Below are 14823 nucleotides of genomic sequence, written 5' to 3'. Positions count from 1 at the left end.
GGGACTCGTCTGCTCGGGTGGTGTTTCGAGATCTTTTTCGGTCAAGCGCCGCAACCCGCGACAAGGCCGATGAACGGGCCTATATCGCGGGTCGTCGGCGTGTCGTTACGGCAGCGCGTTGCGCAGTCGGGTGAGGGTGGACTCCCGGCCCAGCAGCTCCAGCGACTCGTAGAGCGGCGGTGACACCGTGCGCCCGGTCGTGGCCACGCGCACGGGCGCGAACGCCTTGCGCGGCTTGAGGCCGAGCCCGTCGACGAGCGCGGCCTTGAGCGCGGCCTCGATGGCCGGGGTCGTCCACTCCCCCAGTGCCGCAAGGGCTTGGATGCTGGCGTCCACAACGGGCTGGGCGTCCGGGCCCAGCGCCTTGGCCGCCGACTCCGGCTCGGGGGCGAACTCGGCGTCGTCGGTGAACAGGAAGCGGACCATGCCCGCGGTGTCCGACAGCACGATCACCCGCTCCTGCACCAGCGGCGCGACGGCGGTGAGCGTGGCCAACTGCTCGGCCGTGGGCTCGGCGGGCAGCAGGCCCTCGGCGACCAGGTAGGGCACCGAGCGGCGGACGAATTCCTCGACCGGCAGCGCCCGCAGGTGCTCGGCGTTGATCGCCTCGGCCTTCTTCAGGTCGAAACGCGCGGGATTGGGGCTGACGCGGCTGATGTCGAATGCCGACACCATCTCCGACATCGTGAAGATGTCGCGGTCGTCGGCAATGGACCAGCCCAGCAGCGCCAGGTAGTTCAGCATTCCCTCGGGGATGAATCCGCGGGTCCGGTAGTGGAACAGGTCCGATTCCGGGTCGCGCTTGGACAGCTTCTTGTTGCCCTCGCCGCGCACCAGCGGCAGGTGTCCGAAGTGCGGGGTGAACTCGGCCACGCCGACGCGCTCCAGCGCCTCGTACAACGCGATCTGGCGGGGCGTGGAGGGCAGCAGGTCCTCGCCGCGCAGCACGTGGGTGATCCGCATGAGGGCGTCGTCGACCGGGTTGACCAGGGTGTAGAGCGGCTGGCCGTTGCCGCGGACGAGCACCGGGTCGGGCACGCTGCCCGCCGGGAAGGTGATCTCGCCGCGGATCAGGTCGGTGAAGGTGATGTCGCGGTCGGGCATCCGCAGCCGCAGCACGGCCTCGCGGCCCTCGGCGCGGTAGGCGGCGCGCTGCTCGGCGCTGGTGTCGCGGTCGGCGTTGTCGTAGCCCAGCTTGGGGTCCTGCCCGGCGGCGCGGCGGCGGGCCTCGACCTCCTCGGGGGTGGAGTACGACTCGTAGAGCTCGCCGCCGTCGACCAGCTTGGCGATGACGTCGCGGTAGATGTCCTGGCGCTGGCTCTGCCGGTAGGGGCCGTGGTCCCCGCCGACCTCGGGGCCCTCGTCCCAATCGATGCCCAGCCACCGCAGCGCGTCGAGGATCGCGGCGTAGCTCTCCTCGGTGTCGCGGGCGGCGTCGGTGTCCTCGATGCGGAAGACGAGGTCGCCGCCTGCGTGGCGGGCGAAGGCCCAGTTGAACAGGGCGGTCCGGATGAGCCCGACGTGCGGGGTGCCCGTGGGTGACGGGCAGAAGCGGGCCCGGACTGGGGTGTCTGCGTTTGGCGTGGTCATGGCAGTGGTGAGCGTATCGCCGCCGCGACGCCTTGACCGCCGGGACGTCCGGGTGCATCCTGAAGTTATTCAACTACCGTTGAAAAGCTGGAGGGGGACTCATGGAACGGACGACGGTGTGCGTGGTCGGGGGCGGGCCCGCGGGGATGGTGCTGGCGCTGCTGCTGGCCAGGGCGGGCGTCGAGGTGGTGGTGCTGGAGAAGCACGCGGACTTCCTGCGGGACTTCCGCGGCGACACGGTGCACCCGCCGACCCTCGACCTGCTCGACGACCTCGGGCTCGGGGCGGACTTCGCCAAGCTCCCGCAGCGGCGGATCGACGCGGTGGGGGTGCCGTACAAGGGGCAGATCCTGCAGGTGGGCGACCTGTCCCAGCTCAAGGGCAAGCACCCCTACATCGCGATGGTCCCGCAGTGGGACTTCCTCGACCTGCTCAAGCGGGCGGCCTGCGATGAACCGGCGTTCAGCCTGCGCATGCAGACCGAGGCGACGGGGCTGCTGCGCGAGGGGGGCCGGGTCGCGGGGGTGACCTACCGGACCGCGGCGGGCGAGACGGGCGAGCTGCGGGCGGACCTGACGGTCGCCTGCGACGGCCGCTCCTCGCTGCTGCGCGCCGCGGCGGGCCTGCACCCGAAGGAGTGGGCGACGCCGATGGACGTCTGGTGGTTCCGCCTGCCCCGGCACGAGTCGGACCCGGCGGGCGTGGTGGGCAACATCACCGCCCAGCGGGCCGCGGTGATGCTCGACCGGGGCGAGTACTGGCAGTGCGCGGTGCTCATCGGCAAGGGCGCCGACCGCGCGGCCCGCCGCGGCGAGGTCGGCCAGATCGTCCGCGACATGGGCGAGGGCGCGCCGTGGCTGCTCGACCGGGTGGACGCCCTGTCGTCCTGGGACGACGTCAAGGTCCTCGACGTCAAGCTCAACCGCCTGCGCCGGTGGCATGTGGACGGTCTGCTCTGCATCGGCGACGCCGCCCACGCGATGTCCCCGGTCGGCGGCGTCGGCATCAACCTGGCCGTCCAGGACGCGATCGCGGCCGCGGGCCTGCTGGCCCCCAAGCTCAAGCACGGCACGCTGACCAGCGCCGACCTCGACGCGGTCCGGCGGCGCAGGCTGCTGCCGACGGCGGTCCTGCAGGGCGTCCAGCGCCTGCTGCACTGGGGGGCGATCGGACCGGTCGTGCGGGGAGAGGTGGAGGTCGCCAGGGCGGATCGCCTGCCGCTGCCGGTGCGGCTGCTGAGCAGCGTCCCCCGGCTGCGCCGCCTCCCGGCGCTCGTGCTGGGCCGCGGCTTCCGCACCGAGCCAACCCCGGCCTTTGCCCGGCGCTGAGGCTCGGGGCCGACGGTCGGGTTGGTCGGCTCGGCCGCCTGTCAGCGCTGACGCGCTGGCCAAGCGAAGTTTCGTGGGAACCATCCTTCTCGCCGGGCCTGCGTTGCTGCCCCCATGGCCCCCGGACCAGAACAGGTTCGGGGGCCTGCGGGTAGTAGTGGAGGCGTGGACGACTACCTGGCGCAGTTCGATGAGTCCGTTGGTTACCTCGACTTCGCCCGCTTCGGGCCGCCGAGTAGGCCGGTGGTGGGGGTGGTTGCGGAGTTGATGGGGCGGGCTGCGGGGGCTGGGGTGTCGACGGTGGATGAGTTGATGGGGGCTGACGATCGGGCGCGGGATGCGGTTGGGCGGCTGCTCGGCGTCGGGCGGGAGCGGGTGGTGCTTCTGCCCAATACGAGCTTGGGGCTGGTGCAGGCCGCTTTCGGGGTTGGGGGGCGGGTCTTGGTGCCGGTTGGCGACTTTCCCGCCAACACCTATCCGTGGGCTCGGGCTGAGCAGGCCGGGCGGATTCGGGTGGAGTGGTTGGGTGGGGCTGCGACGCCGGAGGCCATCGCGGGGGCGTTGACGGATGAGATCACCGTGGTGACCGTGAGCGCGGTCGACTACCGCAGCGGGTATCGGATGGACCTGGGGGCACTGCGCGAGATCGTGGGGGATCGGCTGCTGGTGGTGGATGGGATCCAGGGGTTCGGGGCGGTGGAGGCGGACTGGGGGGCCGCGGATGTGCTGGTCGCGGGTGGGCAGAAGTGGTTGCGGGCGGGGTGGGGCACCGGGTTCGCCGCCTTGTCGGAACGGGCGCTGGGGCGGTTGGAGCCGGTTGTGACCAGTTGGGCGGGGGCGCGGGACGCGACGGTGTTCGACGACGCCGTGCACGAGCCCGATGCCACGGCGGCGATGTTGAAGATCACCCATCTGAGCCCGTTCGCGGCGGGGGCGCTGGCGGCGGCGGTGGAGTTGGTGGAGGGCGTGGGGGTGGCCGCCATCGAGGCCCGGATCGCCGAGCGGGTGGGGTGGATCGATGACGTGGTGCGGTCGGCGGGCGGGCAGGTCGTGGCGCGGGGCGCGGGGATCCTCAGCTTCGCGGTGGCGGACCTGCCGGGCGTCACGGCCACTCTGCGGGAGCACGGCGTCGCCGCGTCGGTGCGGTCCGGGCGCATCCGGCTCTCCCCGCACGCCACCACCACCCCAGCCACCATCGACGCCCTCCGCACCGCCCTGGCCGCGCACCGCGGCTAACGGACCACACTCCCCACCGGCAACTCCTCCCACGCCGCCCTGCCCACGCACCGGAGACAACGCACCCCCCACCGCCGAGCGGCGCGGGAGGTGTCGGTGGTGGTGGTGGTGTGGATGGGGGGGCGTTGCTCCAGGGGCGTGGCTAGGGCAGTGCGGGAGGTGTCGGTGGCGGCGGTCTCGTATCGGCAATGGATCAGCGCCGCATCAGGGGCTTGTCGGGTGGGTGGAGGGGCTACGCCGATTGGGTGTTGGGGGTAACGAACGGTCCCGGTGGTCGACCGTCGTATCGGTAGAGTTGATCGCCGACATGTCGGGCAGCGGGGGTGACGGTGGGCCGCGCAACGGGCGCAGGGGTCGCTGTCGCTGCCATGCTCATCGGGTTCGCCGCGCCCGCGGTGGCCATTGATGACGCGCAGGTCGTCTACTGCCTCGCCGACAAGCAGCGGCCCGAGCTGCGCAGCGCCGCGATCGCGCTCGGCAAGGCCGAGCCCGCGGCGCTGGCCGACCTCGACGCCTGGCGCAAGCGGGATCGGCGGGCGTTCGAGGAGACCTGCACCGCGCTGTTCGAGTCGGCCAAGCCGCAGCCGGGGGTCTTCGCCGACGTCCTGCCCTTCCTGACCGCGCTGGCCGCCGCCGTGCTCACCTACCTGGCCGCGTTCCTGCAGGAGCGCCGCACGCGCCGCCGCCAGCAGGCCGACGGGCTGCGGGCCGCGCTGGCGGAGTTCGACTCCGCCGCCCAGCACTACGCGCACGTGCTGACCGGGGAGCGCCCGGTCGAGCGGCTGCGGTCGGCCCACGCGACCCTCGCGGTCCGGTTGGCCGAGGCCAAGGCCGAGCACCCCGGGTGGGCGCTGGCCAGGGCCTGCCACCAGCGGATGGTGGCGGGCGACCTGGGCATCGACGAGCTGACCTCCGGCTGGGTGGTGGACAAGGAGAGCCGGGCCAAGCAGGTCCGCGCCCGCCTCGCCGAGCTGCACGACGGCGTGCAGCGGGTCGCCGCCGGGCTGCTGCGGCCGCGGCGGCGCGACCCGGACAAGGCGGCCGCATGAACCGGGAGCCGCTCAACCCGTTCGCCCTGCCCGGTGTGGAGTTCGGCGCGGTGCGCACCTTGCGCCCGCACGAGGACGACACCCACGCCCACCTGTACGTCGACGTGGGCGGGGCACACGCGGCCTTCCACGCCTTCCGATCAGGCTACGAAGTCGGGAACATCCCGGAGCGCGGCGGGTTCCTGCTGGTCGTGGGCGATTCCGGGTGCGGGAAGACGGCGATGGTCAACCGCTGCGTCCACCACCTGGTGACCGCGCTGGATGGGGTGGTCGAGCGGGTGGTGGTGGAGAACCTGGAGCGGGTGCTGCCCTCGCCGTTCGACCTGTCCAACCAGCTCTCCATCGCCGAGCGCATCAAAACGGTGTGCAACGAGCTGTTCCACGTCCTCGGCACCCGCAAAGTCGTGGATGGCGACGTGGTGGAGGCGCTGGAGAAAGCCGGGCGCGAGAAGGGCTACCTGTGGGCTTTGCGAAGGTTGCATGAAGCGCTGCACCCGGGCACCGCGGTGATTGTGCGCTTGCCGACACCGGGTGATCTCGTCGACGAAATCACCAGCTACGCCTTCTCGGCCACCAGCGCGGGGGTGCTTTTCGTGGGCGAGACGAGTTCCCTGCAGGGCGACCACCTCGATCACCTGCGCTATCGGGTGCCCGCGGATTCGGCGCCGCCGGTGATTGTCATGGTGCAACCGATCTCCGCCGCGGAGATCCGGGCGTTCGTCGACGATCGCCTGACCAGGAGCGCCGCGACCGGTATCTTCCCCAGCGTGGACACGTCCGGCCTCGCGTACCTCGCCGAACACTCCAACTCCATCCGCCGGGTGCAGGAGTTGTGCTACACGGCGTACCAAACGCGGTTGGACGCTAACGTGAACTACACCGAGGCCGACGTCGTGACCGATGTCGATTTCGCGGGCGCCCTAGGCGGGCGATGATGCGACGGCGAGGGCGGTAAAGATGAGCACCGGCGGACAAGCGTTGCGCAGGAATCCGTTCCGCTCGACAGCAGTCGCGGACACCGCGCTCATCGGGCACGACCCCAACGGCGTGGAAACCAACGTCGACACCGCCGCGCACCACCGCGTATTCGCGCCGCTGCTGGATTACCTCGCGGGCGGCGGGCGGCGCGGCGACGGGACCACGATCGTGGTCTCCGGCGACTACGGGACCGGGAAGACGCACCTGCTCGTCCGGATGGTGGACACGGCGCTGGCCGAGATCGGCGAGCCCGGCCGCGCGCTGTACGTCGTCGCGGGCGAGGACGGCTTCCTCGCGCTGTTCCGCAACTTCCTCAAGGCCGTCACCAAGGACGAGCTGGTCCGCCAGGTCAGCCAGTACTACGCCGACGCCGTGCAGGCCGAGCTGGCCGCCAACGACGTCCCGCACGCCGCGCTCGCCCGCCGCGCCGACACCAGCGACGTCGAGCGCGAGTACGACGTGCTCTCCAGCGCGGTCAACCGGCGCGTGCACGACAACCTGGCCGCGGTGACCGACAACCCCGACTTCACCACCGCGCTGTCGCTGCTGATGCGCGACAAGCGGCTCGCCGACCCGGTGTGGGACTGGCTCAACGGCGAGGAGCCGCCGGTGGCGCTGCGCAACCGGCGCATCCACCGGCGCATCGACAACGACCTGGCCGCGCTGGACGCCCTGGGCGTGCTGGCGCTGGTGCTGGGCGGGCGGGACCAGAAGTTCGTGCTCGCCATCGACGAGATGAGCGACATCTTCGCCCGCAGCGACACCCCGCACGACCAGCTGATGGAGGCGTTCCGCGTCCTGCTGGAGACGGCGAAGCGGTCGGGGGCGTGCTTCATCCTGTGCGGGCTGCCCGACCTGATGGACAGCCTCGGGCCGAAGGTGCGCGAGCGCATCGGCGAGCACGTGGAGCTGGGCGGGTTCACCGAGAACGACATCGTGGAGTTCATCCTGCGCTCGCACGAGCGGACCTTCGGCGCGCGCCGGTTCGCCCCGTTCGCCGAGCACACCCAGCGCACCATCCGCGACTTCACCCGGGGCAACCCGCGGCAGGTGGTGCGGCTGCTGCACCGGGCCTTCGCGCTGGCCAACGAGGCGGGCGGGCCGCCGCGGGAGATCACCCACGAGATCCTGTACGAGGCGGCGAGCCTGCTCACCCCGCCGACGTTCGACACCGTGGTCGAGGAGATCCGCCAGATCGCCGCGCAGCACGGCTGGCAGCTGTGGCAGGAGCAGACGCTGCCGCTGGAGGCCCACCGCTGGGCGGAGTTCCGCATCGCCGCCGGGCACCGCGACGGGGACTTCGCCGTGCTGGTGGCCCGCGCGATGCTCGCCGAGGCCGAGATCCGGCAGTTCACCGAATGGGTGGCCGCGGTGCGCGCCCAGGAGCCGGACCGGCCGATCACGCTGGTGACGGTGGGCACGCCCAGCAACTCCGCGCTCGTCGCCATCCGCGAGGCCCTGCACGCCGAGCCCATCGTGCGCCGCACGACCTTCCGCGCCGACCTCAGCGCGGCGCTGGCCGCCGGTCCGGTCGCGGGCGCGCTCCCCCAGGGCGCGATGGCCCAGTTCACGCGCTCGCTGGAGGAGATCAAGGCGCTGCTGGCCACCGGCGCGCACGCCCGGGAGCTGAGCCCGAAGGCCATCGCGCAGGAGGTCGCCCTGCTGGTGCAGGCCCGGCCGGACGAACCCCGCGCGGACACCGACCTGCCGGACCAGGTGGCTGACCTGTTCACCTTGGCCGAGAGCCGGGTGGCGGCGCTGCTGGCGGTGGAACCGCGGGTGCGGACGGCGTTCGACCGCGGCGGTTACGACGCCGCGGCGGCTTTGCGGTCGGCCCTCTTCGAGCCGGGCGCGCGCCAGGCCGTCGGCGCGGCGACGATCATCACGGGCTTCCTGCGCGCGTTCCGCGAGCGGATGGCCCGCTGGTTCCACGAGTCCGGCGACGAACACGCCCTGGCCGCCATCTGCGAGGCGTACCAGGCGATGGAGGACTGGGTCCCGCTGACCGACCTGGCCCCGCTGGCCGCCGACGCCCACCCGGACGAGATCGGCGCGAGCACACCGGTCGAACTGGCCATCACCACGCTGACCGGGTTCGCGGTGAAGGTCAAGGACGCGGCCCTGGACGCAGCCCGAGAGCGCACCTGACAGCAACGCCCGCGCTTATCGCCACGGCGGCACCGAGGTGGGCTGGTCCTGAGGATCAGGGCACTGGGCTCGGCGCTGGAGCGCGCCTGACCGGCACGGCCGCGCACCGCGGCTGCCACGCCATGCACCGCCCCTTGCCGGGAAGAGCCGTTCGAGCAGCAGACGACAGGCGTGAGGGTCACGGCTCTGGGCGCAGCACGAGCAGATTCGTTCCGCACCGCCTGCACCGCCGACACCACACCAAGCTGACCGGGGACCGCACAGCAACCACCTCCGCCGCAACCGGCGAGGCCGAGTCGAACAGCAGCCGGAAGGTCGCGGCTCCGGGCGTGGCACGAGGGGCGCACCTGACCGGAACGGCCTGCAACGCCGCTGCCACGCCACGCGAGCCATTGACACGCACGCGGTCACGCCTTGCTGGGAAGGGCCGTTCGGAGCGGCAGACGGCAATCGGGGCGGTCAGGGCTCTGGGCGTGGTACTAGGGCGGCTCTGATCGGTATGGCGCGTAGGGCGGTGGCGGTGGCGTGGAGGGTGTTGATGACTATGACGGCGAAGGCGATTGTTCCGGCTGCGCTGGGGTAGGCCGGTTCGAGCAGCAGGGCGAGGACGATGGCGGTCAGGCCGTTCTGCTGGGCGAAAGCCAGGCCCAGGCGGTCGGTGGCGGATAGGCCGCGGGCGGGGAGCAGCAGGGCGATGAGGAACTGCGCGAAGAAAGCGGCTGCGCCGAGCACGATGCCCGCCAGGACCGTGGGGCGGTCGATGACGAGGACCATGCCGATGGCGAAGGTGGCGCCGTAGAGCGCTACCGCGGCGATGCGGTCGATGGTGGTGTCGATGCCAGGTCGGACGAACAGGCCGATGAAGGCCAGGGAGAGCAGCAGCGCGAACGAGATCGCGATGGTGGCGAAGGCGAGCACGATGACGACCGCGGCCACGCGGAGCAGCGTCCGCTGCCGCGGTGTCGGCTCAGCACGGGCACCGCGGCGGAACAGCGTCCACTGGCGGGGTGCCTGCTCCGCAGGGGCGCCGTGGCGGAACAGCATTCGCTGGCGGGGGGTCGGCTCCGCACTGGCATCGCGGCGGAACAGCGTCCACTGGCGGGGTGCCTGCTCCGCACCGGAGCCGCGGCGGAACAGCGTCCACTGGCGGGAGGTTGGCTCCGCACTGGCATCGCGGCGGAGCAGCGTTCGCTGACGGGGGGTTGGCTCCGCACCGGAGTCGCGGCGGCGCTGCGGGGGTGTGGGCTCGGGGCGGGCGGCGCGGCGGGATTCGTAGGATCGCCAGAGGATGAAGGCGACTACGGCCAGCAGCAGGTTGAGGCCGAGGTTGGTGAGGAAGGCGCTGAAGCCGGTGTCGAGCATGCCCAGGCCGCCGTCGCCGAGCACGAAGGCGGCCAGGTAGGCGGTCAGCAGCACCGTGATGGGGTCGTCGAAGGAGGCCCAGGCCGAGAGCAGGGACGACGCGGCGGGTGAGAGGTTGCTGCGGTGGCGCAGTGCGGCGACTGAGAGCGGGTCGATCTGGGCTACTGCGACGGCCAGCAGGATCATGCGGGTGTCGCCGAAGAACATGACCAGGATCGCGGCGATGACCGCGACCTTGGCGAGCACACCGACCGTGACGGCGAGGATGACCGTGCGCAGGTGGGTGCGGGCCTCGCGGAGGTCGATGCCGTAGGCGGCGGCGTAGAGGCCGGTGCCGAGCAGGGCGGTGATGACCCAGGCGTAGACCGGCGACGCGGTGACGTCCTGCCACCCGAGCTGTTCGGCGACGAACCACCCCGTGGCGGCGACGGTGAGCAGCAGAGCCGCGCGGAGGCTTCCGGTCACGCCGGGCTCCGCTCGGGGTCGCGCAGGGTCTGCGCCAGGCGGGTGACGGTGTCGTCGGCCAAGGCGACCATGGTCTGGTTGAGGGTCACCGCGGTCAGGTAGCGCTGGGCGGGCAGCCGGACGTAGAACACCGCCCCGGCCTCGACGTCGAGGACGACCCGGTTGAGCCTGCCGCGCAGCGCGCCGCCGCTGGTCTGCTTGAGGTCGGTGGCCAGGGCGTGCAGCCTGCGGGCGAAGGCCAGGTGGAAGTCCAGCCGCTCCTGCGGGCTGATCTCGGACTCGGCGTCGACGATGCGCGGGGAGGTCAGGTCGGGCACGTCGAAGCAGTGGTCGACCTCCTCGCGCCTGCCGTTGACCCAATAGGACACGAAGTGCAGGCCGTCGGGCCGCACGACGGCGCGGATGCGGTCCTGCACGCCGCCGTCGGGCACCTCGGGGGCGGGGCCGGCGCACGCCTGGCCGAAGGAGCCGTGGTTGGCGGGCCGCAACCCGGCCTGCACCCGGAAGTGCTCGGCGAGCGCGGCGATGGCCTGGTCCCCGGCCGCGACCGCGGGCGATTGCGGCACCACGCCGAGGAATTCCTCGCCCGGGCGGACCATGTCGTAGAACAGGGCGTGGCCGTCGGTGTGCAGGACGGTCCGGATGAGCCTGCCGGTGCGGGCCTTCTGCAACTGCGCGTCGAGAACCTGCACGTGGTAGGCCATCTGCCTGGCCAGCACGGTGAACGCGCTCGCCAGGCCGGTCCCGCCTGCGACGTCGCCCGCCTCGCCGCGCCCGCACCGCAGCAGCGGGACGCCGTTGCGCAGGTACGCCAGGTACGCCAGCTCGGGCAGGTCCGCCTGGGTCCGGGCGCAGGCCGAGCGCACCGACGCGAAGTAGGCGTCCGCGGCGTCCACCCGCGGGCTGACCCAGAGCGCCTGGTCAGGTGTGCGGGATGTCGACATCGATCTCCCTCCAGCTCCGCCGCGCGCCGCTGCGGGCCAGCCCGAGGTTGTGCCCGGCGACGGCGACGTACGGGTGGGTCGGGCCCACGGTGTCCAGCAGGTCCTCCAAGACCTCCTCGACCAGTTCCGCGGCGCCCGCGAGGTCGCCGCCGGACGCGGTGAGCACGGCGAGGTCGATGGCGGCGGCGAGGGTCCACGGGTGCGCCCGGTCGAAGCGGCCCAGCAGGATCTCGTAGGCCCGCTCGACCAGCTCGACGCCCGCGGCGTGCCCGCCTGCCGCCGCGGTGGCCAGGCCGAGGCCGAGCCCGGCCAGCGCCCGGATCGGGTGGGTCTCGCCGAAGTCGCGGTGGTCGAGGCGGGCCAGCGCCTGGCGGGCCATCGCCTCGGCCTGCCCGGGCAGGTGCCCGGAGCGGCGGGTGATCGACGCGCTGGTCAGCATGGCGGCGGTGATGTCGGGGTGGGCGTCGGGCAGCATCGCGCGGAAGCCGTCGAGGGCTTCGGTGATGATGGTCGTCGCGGTGCGCAGCTCGCCGGTGTCGCGCAGCACCATGCTCCACTGCCACTGCGCGATCAGGGTCAGCCGCTCGCGGCCCGGGCGCGAGCGCAGCGTCGAGACCAGGTTCGCCAGCCGGGCTCGGGAATCGCCCAGGCCCAGGTCCCGCTGGTAGGTGGCGATCCGCACCGCCGACCAGTCGGTGCGCTCGTGGCGCTCGCCGAACAGGCGCACCAGCCTGCTGTGGTTCTGCCGCTCCAGGGCCAGGGCGCGCTGGGTGTTGCCCGACAGGTACAGCGAGGTCGCCAGGTTGTTGGCGGCGCTGCGGGTCAGCGGGTGGTCCTCGCCCAGCTCCCGGACCGTGCCCGCCCAGACGAGCTGGTCGGTGGCCAGCGCGTCGAGGTAGCGGCCCAGACCCCGGTCGTCGCCGCCGAGGCCGCGGGCGGCGGCCAGCGCGCCGAGCGAGGCCGCCCGGTAGGGGTCGCTCTGCAGGTCCAGCGCCTCCACGTCGAGCTTGCGGGCGCGGTCGCGGTCGCCGAGCGCGCGGGCGAGGTTGGCCAACTGGACGACCAGCCGCAGCCGCAGCGGGTCGCCGGCCGGGATGCCCGCCTGGTCCCAGGCGGCGAGCAGCCGCTCGCCGTGCACCAGCGCTTCCTCGGAGATGGCCTTGACGTCCTGCTCGTAGAGGTAGCGCACCTGGTTGACCAGCCAGCGGCGGACCTGGTCGTCGGTGCTGCGCAGCGCCCCGGACGCCTCGACGTGCCAGAGGAGCAGCGGGAAGCGCTTGCGGGTGTGCTCGGGGGCGGTCTCGGTCGGCGCGAACTCGGCCAGCGCGGCCAGCACCATCGCCGCGATCGCGTCGGCCTCCGCCTGCCCGGCCAGCGCCACCAGCGCCACGGTGATCGCCCGGTTCACCCGGACCACGCCGCTGGCGCCCCAGTCGACGGTCAGCAGGCCGTACCGCTCCCCCAGCCGCAGCGCGCGGTCGATGTGGCCCGCGTCGGTCGACAGCTCGCGCGCGGCCCGGCCCACCCGGCCCGCCAGCGCGCGGGCCAACTCCTTGGACTGGACGAACTCCAGGCCGATGCCGCTGGAGGCCAGCGCGGTGAAGCAGCGGGCCAGCAGCACGGTCACCTCGCCCAGGGCGATCCCACCGGTCTCGCGGTCGATGGCCTCGGACAGCAGGGTGTCGACGATGACGGACACGATCGCGGTCACCGCGTCGTGCTGCGCCCGCTCGGCGAGCGCGGCGAGCAGCTCGGCCTGCGCGGCGCGCGCCGCGCCGACCGCGTCGTGGCCCTCGGCACGCAGCCGGGTCGCGGTCTCGTCCAGCCAGGCGCCCGCCAGCCGCACGGCCAGCGGGGTGTGGCCCAGGGCGTCGCCGACCGCGACGGCCGCCGCGGGTGTCAGGTCCGGGACGCGGCCGGTGAGCCGGGCGGCCGACTGCGACGGGTGCAGCGCGGCCAGCGCGACGCGGTGGTCGATGGGAACCGCGCCGCCGGTCGCGCGCGAGGTCACCAGCACGTGCACGTCGCCGTCCTCGGGCGGCAGCAGCCCGTCGGCGAGCACGTCGAGGTCGTCGCAGCCGTCGTAGACCAGCAGGTACCGGCAGGCGCGCGGCGCGGTCACCGCGGTCAGCGACCGGGTGCTGCCGTACTGGTTGGACACGGTGTCGCCGGGGGCGACCACCGCGGCGAGGTCGGCGACCGATTGCAGCAGCGAGCGGCGGTCGCGGGCGGAGAGCCACCAGACGCCCTGGTAGTCCCAGGCGTAGTGCTCGGCGTAGGCGCGGGCGAGGGTGCTCTTGCCCGAGCCCGGGCCGCCGTGCACGAGCGCGATGGTCCGGGTTCCGGTCGGCAGCACCAGCGCCTCGCGCAGCGCCACGAGGTCGGGGTCGTCGACGTCGGGCAGGTCGCCGGTCACCGGCAGGTGCCGGTTCATCGGGGTGGACCAGGGGAAGCGGGTCGGCGCGCGCTCGGGGACGCGGCTGGGGCCGATGAACCCCAGCGCCGCGAGCAGCCGGATGCGGAACACCTCGGCCTGGCTCGCCGCACCGGCGAAGGCGTCGGGGGCGCCCGCGTCGTCGCGGTCGGGCACGGTGACCGGGACCAGCGTCGTCTCCGGCGCGCTGACGACGGCGGGCACGGCGACCTCGTCCTCGTCGTCGCGGTGCAGCAGCAGCACGGGCATGCCGGGCGCGGCGTCGGCGGAGCCGACGACCGTGCCGCCCGCGCGGATGATCTGCGTGCGCACCCACGGAACCCACTCGCGGGTGTCGGGCCGCTCGGCGATGACCACCGGGCGGATGCCGGGGTCGCCGTCCAGCCCGCACGACCACCGGTAGCCCGCGCGGATGTGCGGCGGCATCGCCTTCCAGCCGTCGCGGCCGGTGAGCCAGGTGGCCAGCCGGGCGTACTCGCGCCACAGCGGGGTCGTGGCGTCCTCGGCGACGACGGCCAGGATCGGCGAGGACTCGGCGTAGGGGGTCAGCGGCAGCTCGACGCAGGTCTGGTCCGGCACGCGCTCGGCCTGCTCGGCGAAGAGCACGGCGAACATGCCGTTGGCGTCCGAGCGCACCCGGGCGATCAGCGGCGACGACCGGTCGCCCGCGGGCACCCTGGCCAGCACCGGCAGCACGTCCACCTGGATCGGGGTGGCCGCGCGGATGCGCCCCGCCACCTCGACGGCCCGGGCGACGGCGCGCTCGCTGGGGCCGAAGGCGAGCAGGACCGCGTCGGCGAGGACGGCGGCCAGCGGCTCGGCGCGCGTGCCGGTGTCCTCGGGCAGCACGACGAGCACGTCGTCGTAGCCGCTGTCGAGCAGGCGGCTGCGCAGCGCGGCAACGGCTTCCGGGTCGATGCGGGCGAGGTCGAGCCGCTGCGGGAGCGTGCCGATGTTGAGCGCCGACACCGAACCCGCCGGGTCGCCGGGCAGGTCGAAGCGGCAGATCTCGCCGACCACCGCCGAGCGGTCCACGGCGACCTCGCGCACGGCGATGCGCAGCCGGTCGGGGCAAGGAGAGGTCTCGGCCGGGAAGACCGCGAGGTAGTCGCGGACGCGGCGGTCGGCGCCCGCGAAATCGATGATGAGGACGTGGCGCCCGCCGCGGGCGAGCACGGCGGCGAGATTCGCGGTCGTGTCGACGTGGTCGCAGCGGGCCGAGGCCGGGAAAACGACCGAAACTCTCGTTTGCCCGGTTTCCATTGGCCGACCGCCCATCTCGCTCCCAC

9 protein-coding genes are annotated in these 14823 nt (G+C 73.1%); 5 read left to right on the top strand and 4 right to left on the bottom strand.

All coding sequences use genetic code 11. The features are described from left to right. Positions 1-105: 105 nt before the first annotated feature. Positions 106-1590 (bottom strand): glutamate--tRNA ligase, encoded by a 1485-nt coding sequence (gltX, locus tag ACWEPX_RS13235; protein WP_451897380.1) that lies wholly within the window; start codon positions 1588-1590, stop codon positions 106-108. 101 nt (positions 1591-1691) lie between these two features. Here gltX and ACWEPX_RS13230 point away from each other — a divergent pair, with 101 nt between their 5' ends. The 5 genes from ACWEPX_RS13230 to ACWEPX_RS13210 all read left to right on the top strand — a co-directional run bounded on the left by ACWEPX_RS13230 (position 1692) and on the right by ACWEPX_RS13210 (position 8329). Continuing rightward, positions 1692-2918: an FAD-dependent oxidoreductase gene (locus ACWEPX_RS13230; protein WP_451897379.1), complete on the top strand. Its 1227-nt coding sequence runs from the start codon at positions 1692-1694 to the stop codon at positions 2916-2918. 114 nt (positions 2919-3032) lie between these two features. Further along, positions 3033-4154 (top strand): aminotransferase class V-fold PLP-dependent enzyme, encoded by a 1122-nt coding sequence (locus ACWEPX_RS13225; protein ID WP_451897378.1) that lies wholly within the window; start codon positions 3033-3035, stop codon positions 4152-4154. 368 nt (positions 4155-4522) lie between these two features. Beyond that, complete coding sequence (locus ACWEPX_RS13220; protein WP_451897377.1) at positions 4523-5203, top strand: hypothetical protein; 681 nt, start codon at positions 4523-4525, stop codon at positions 5201-5203. Continuing rightward, a complete protein-coding gene (locus ACWEPX_RS13215) occupies positions 5200-6138 on the top strand; it encodes a hypothetical protein (protein ID WP_451897376.1) in 939 nt (312 codons plus the stop codon). The genes ACWEPX_RS13220 and ACWEPX_RS13215 overlap by 4 nt, the downstream gene beginning before the upstream one ends. Before the next feature lie 22 nt (positions 6139-6160). Next, the gene (locus tag ACWEPX_RS13210; RefSeq protein ID WP_451897375.1) at positions 6161-8329 is read left to right on the top strand and encodes a hypothetical protein; all 2169 of its coding nucleotides are present in this window, start codon (positions 6161-6163) and stop codon (positions 8327-8329) included. Between the two features lie 459 nt (positions 8330-8788). Here the strand turns inward: ACWEPX_RS13210 and ACWEPX_RS13205 are convergent, their stop codons facing one another. Genes ACWEPX_RS13205 through fxsT form a run of 3 tightly spaced genes read right to left on the bottom strand, consistent with a single transcriptional unit; the run spans position 8789 to position 14797 of the window. Continuing rightward, positions 8789-10156, bottom strand: a complete 1368-nt coding sequence (locus tag ACWEPX_RS13205) for a cation:proton antiporter domain-containing protein (protein WP_451897374.1) — start codon at positions 10154-10156, stop codon at positions 8789-8791. Beyond that, complete coding sequence (locus ACWEPX_RS13200) at positions 10153-11100, bottom strand: hypothetical protein (protein ID WP_451897373.1); 948 nt, start codon at positions 11098-11100, stop codon at positions 10153-10155. Before ACWEPX_RS13200 ends, ACWEPX_RS13205 begins: the two co-directional genes overlap by 4 nt. Continuing rightward, the gene (gene fxsT, locus ACWEPX_RS13195; RefSeq protein WP_451897372.1) at positions 11078-14797 is read right to left on the bottom strand and encodes an FxSxx-COOH system tetratricopeptide repeat protein; all 3720 of its coding nucleotides are present in this window, start codon (positions 14795-14797) and stop codon (positions 11078-11080) included. The genes ACWEPX_RS13200 and fxsT overlap by 23 nt, the downstream gene beginning before the upstream one ends. Between the last annotated feature and the right edge of the window lie 26 nt (positions 14798-14823).

The organism is Actinokineospora sp. NPDC004072 (assembly GCF_053604195.1).
This window is presented reverse-complemented; position numbering and strand designations above follow the sequence as displayed.

What these genes read in the sequence shown, in the direction of transcription:
- gltX (WP_451897380.1), bottom strand. Translation starts at nt 1,590, where the DNA reads ATGACCACGCCAAACGCAGACACCCCAGTCCGGGCCCGCTTCTGCCCG.
- ACWEPX_RS13210 (WP_451897375.1), top strand. Translation starts at nt 6,161, where the DNA reads ATGAGCACCGGCGGACAAGCGTTGCGCAGGAATCCGTTCCGCTCGACA.
- ACWEPX_RS13200 (WP_451897373.1), bottom strand. Translation starts at nt 11,100, where the DNA reads ATGTCGACATCCCGCACACCTGACCAGGCGCTCTGGGTCAGCCCGCGG.
- fxsT (WP_451897372.1), bottom strand. Translation starts at nt 14,797, where the DNA reads ATGGAAACCGGGCAAACGAGAGTTTCGGTCGTTTTCCCGGCCTCGGCC.
- ACWEPX_RS13225 (WP_451897378.1), top strand. Translation starts at nt 3,033, where the DNA reads ATGGCCCCCGGACCAGAACAGGTTCGGGGGCCTGCGGGTAGTAGTGGA.
- ACWEPX_RS13230 (WP_451897379.1), top strand. Translation starts at nt 1,692, where the DNA reads ATGGAACGGACGACGGTGTGCGTGGTCGGGGGCGGGCCCGCGGGGATG.
- ACWEPX_RS13220 (WP_451897377.1), top strand. Translation starts at nt 4,523, where the DNA reads ATGCTCATCGGGTTCGCCGCGCCCGCGGTGGCCATTGATGACGCGCAG.
- ACWEPX_RS13215 (WP_451897376.1), top strand. Translation starts at nt 5,200, where the DNA reads ATGAACCGGGAGCCGCTCAACCCGTTCGCCCTGCCCGGTGTGGAGTTC.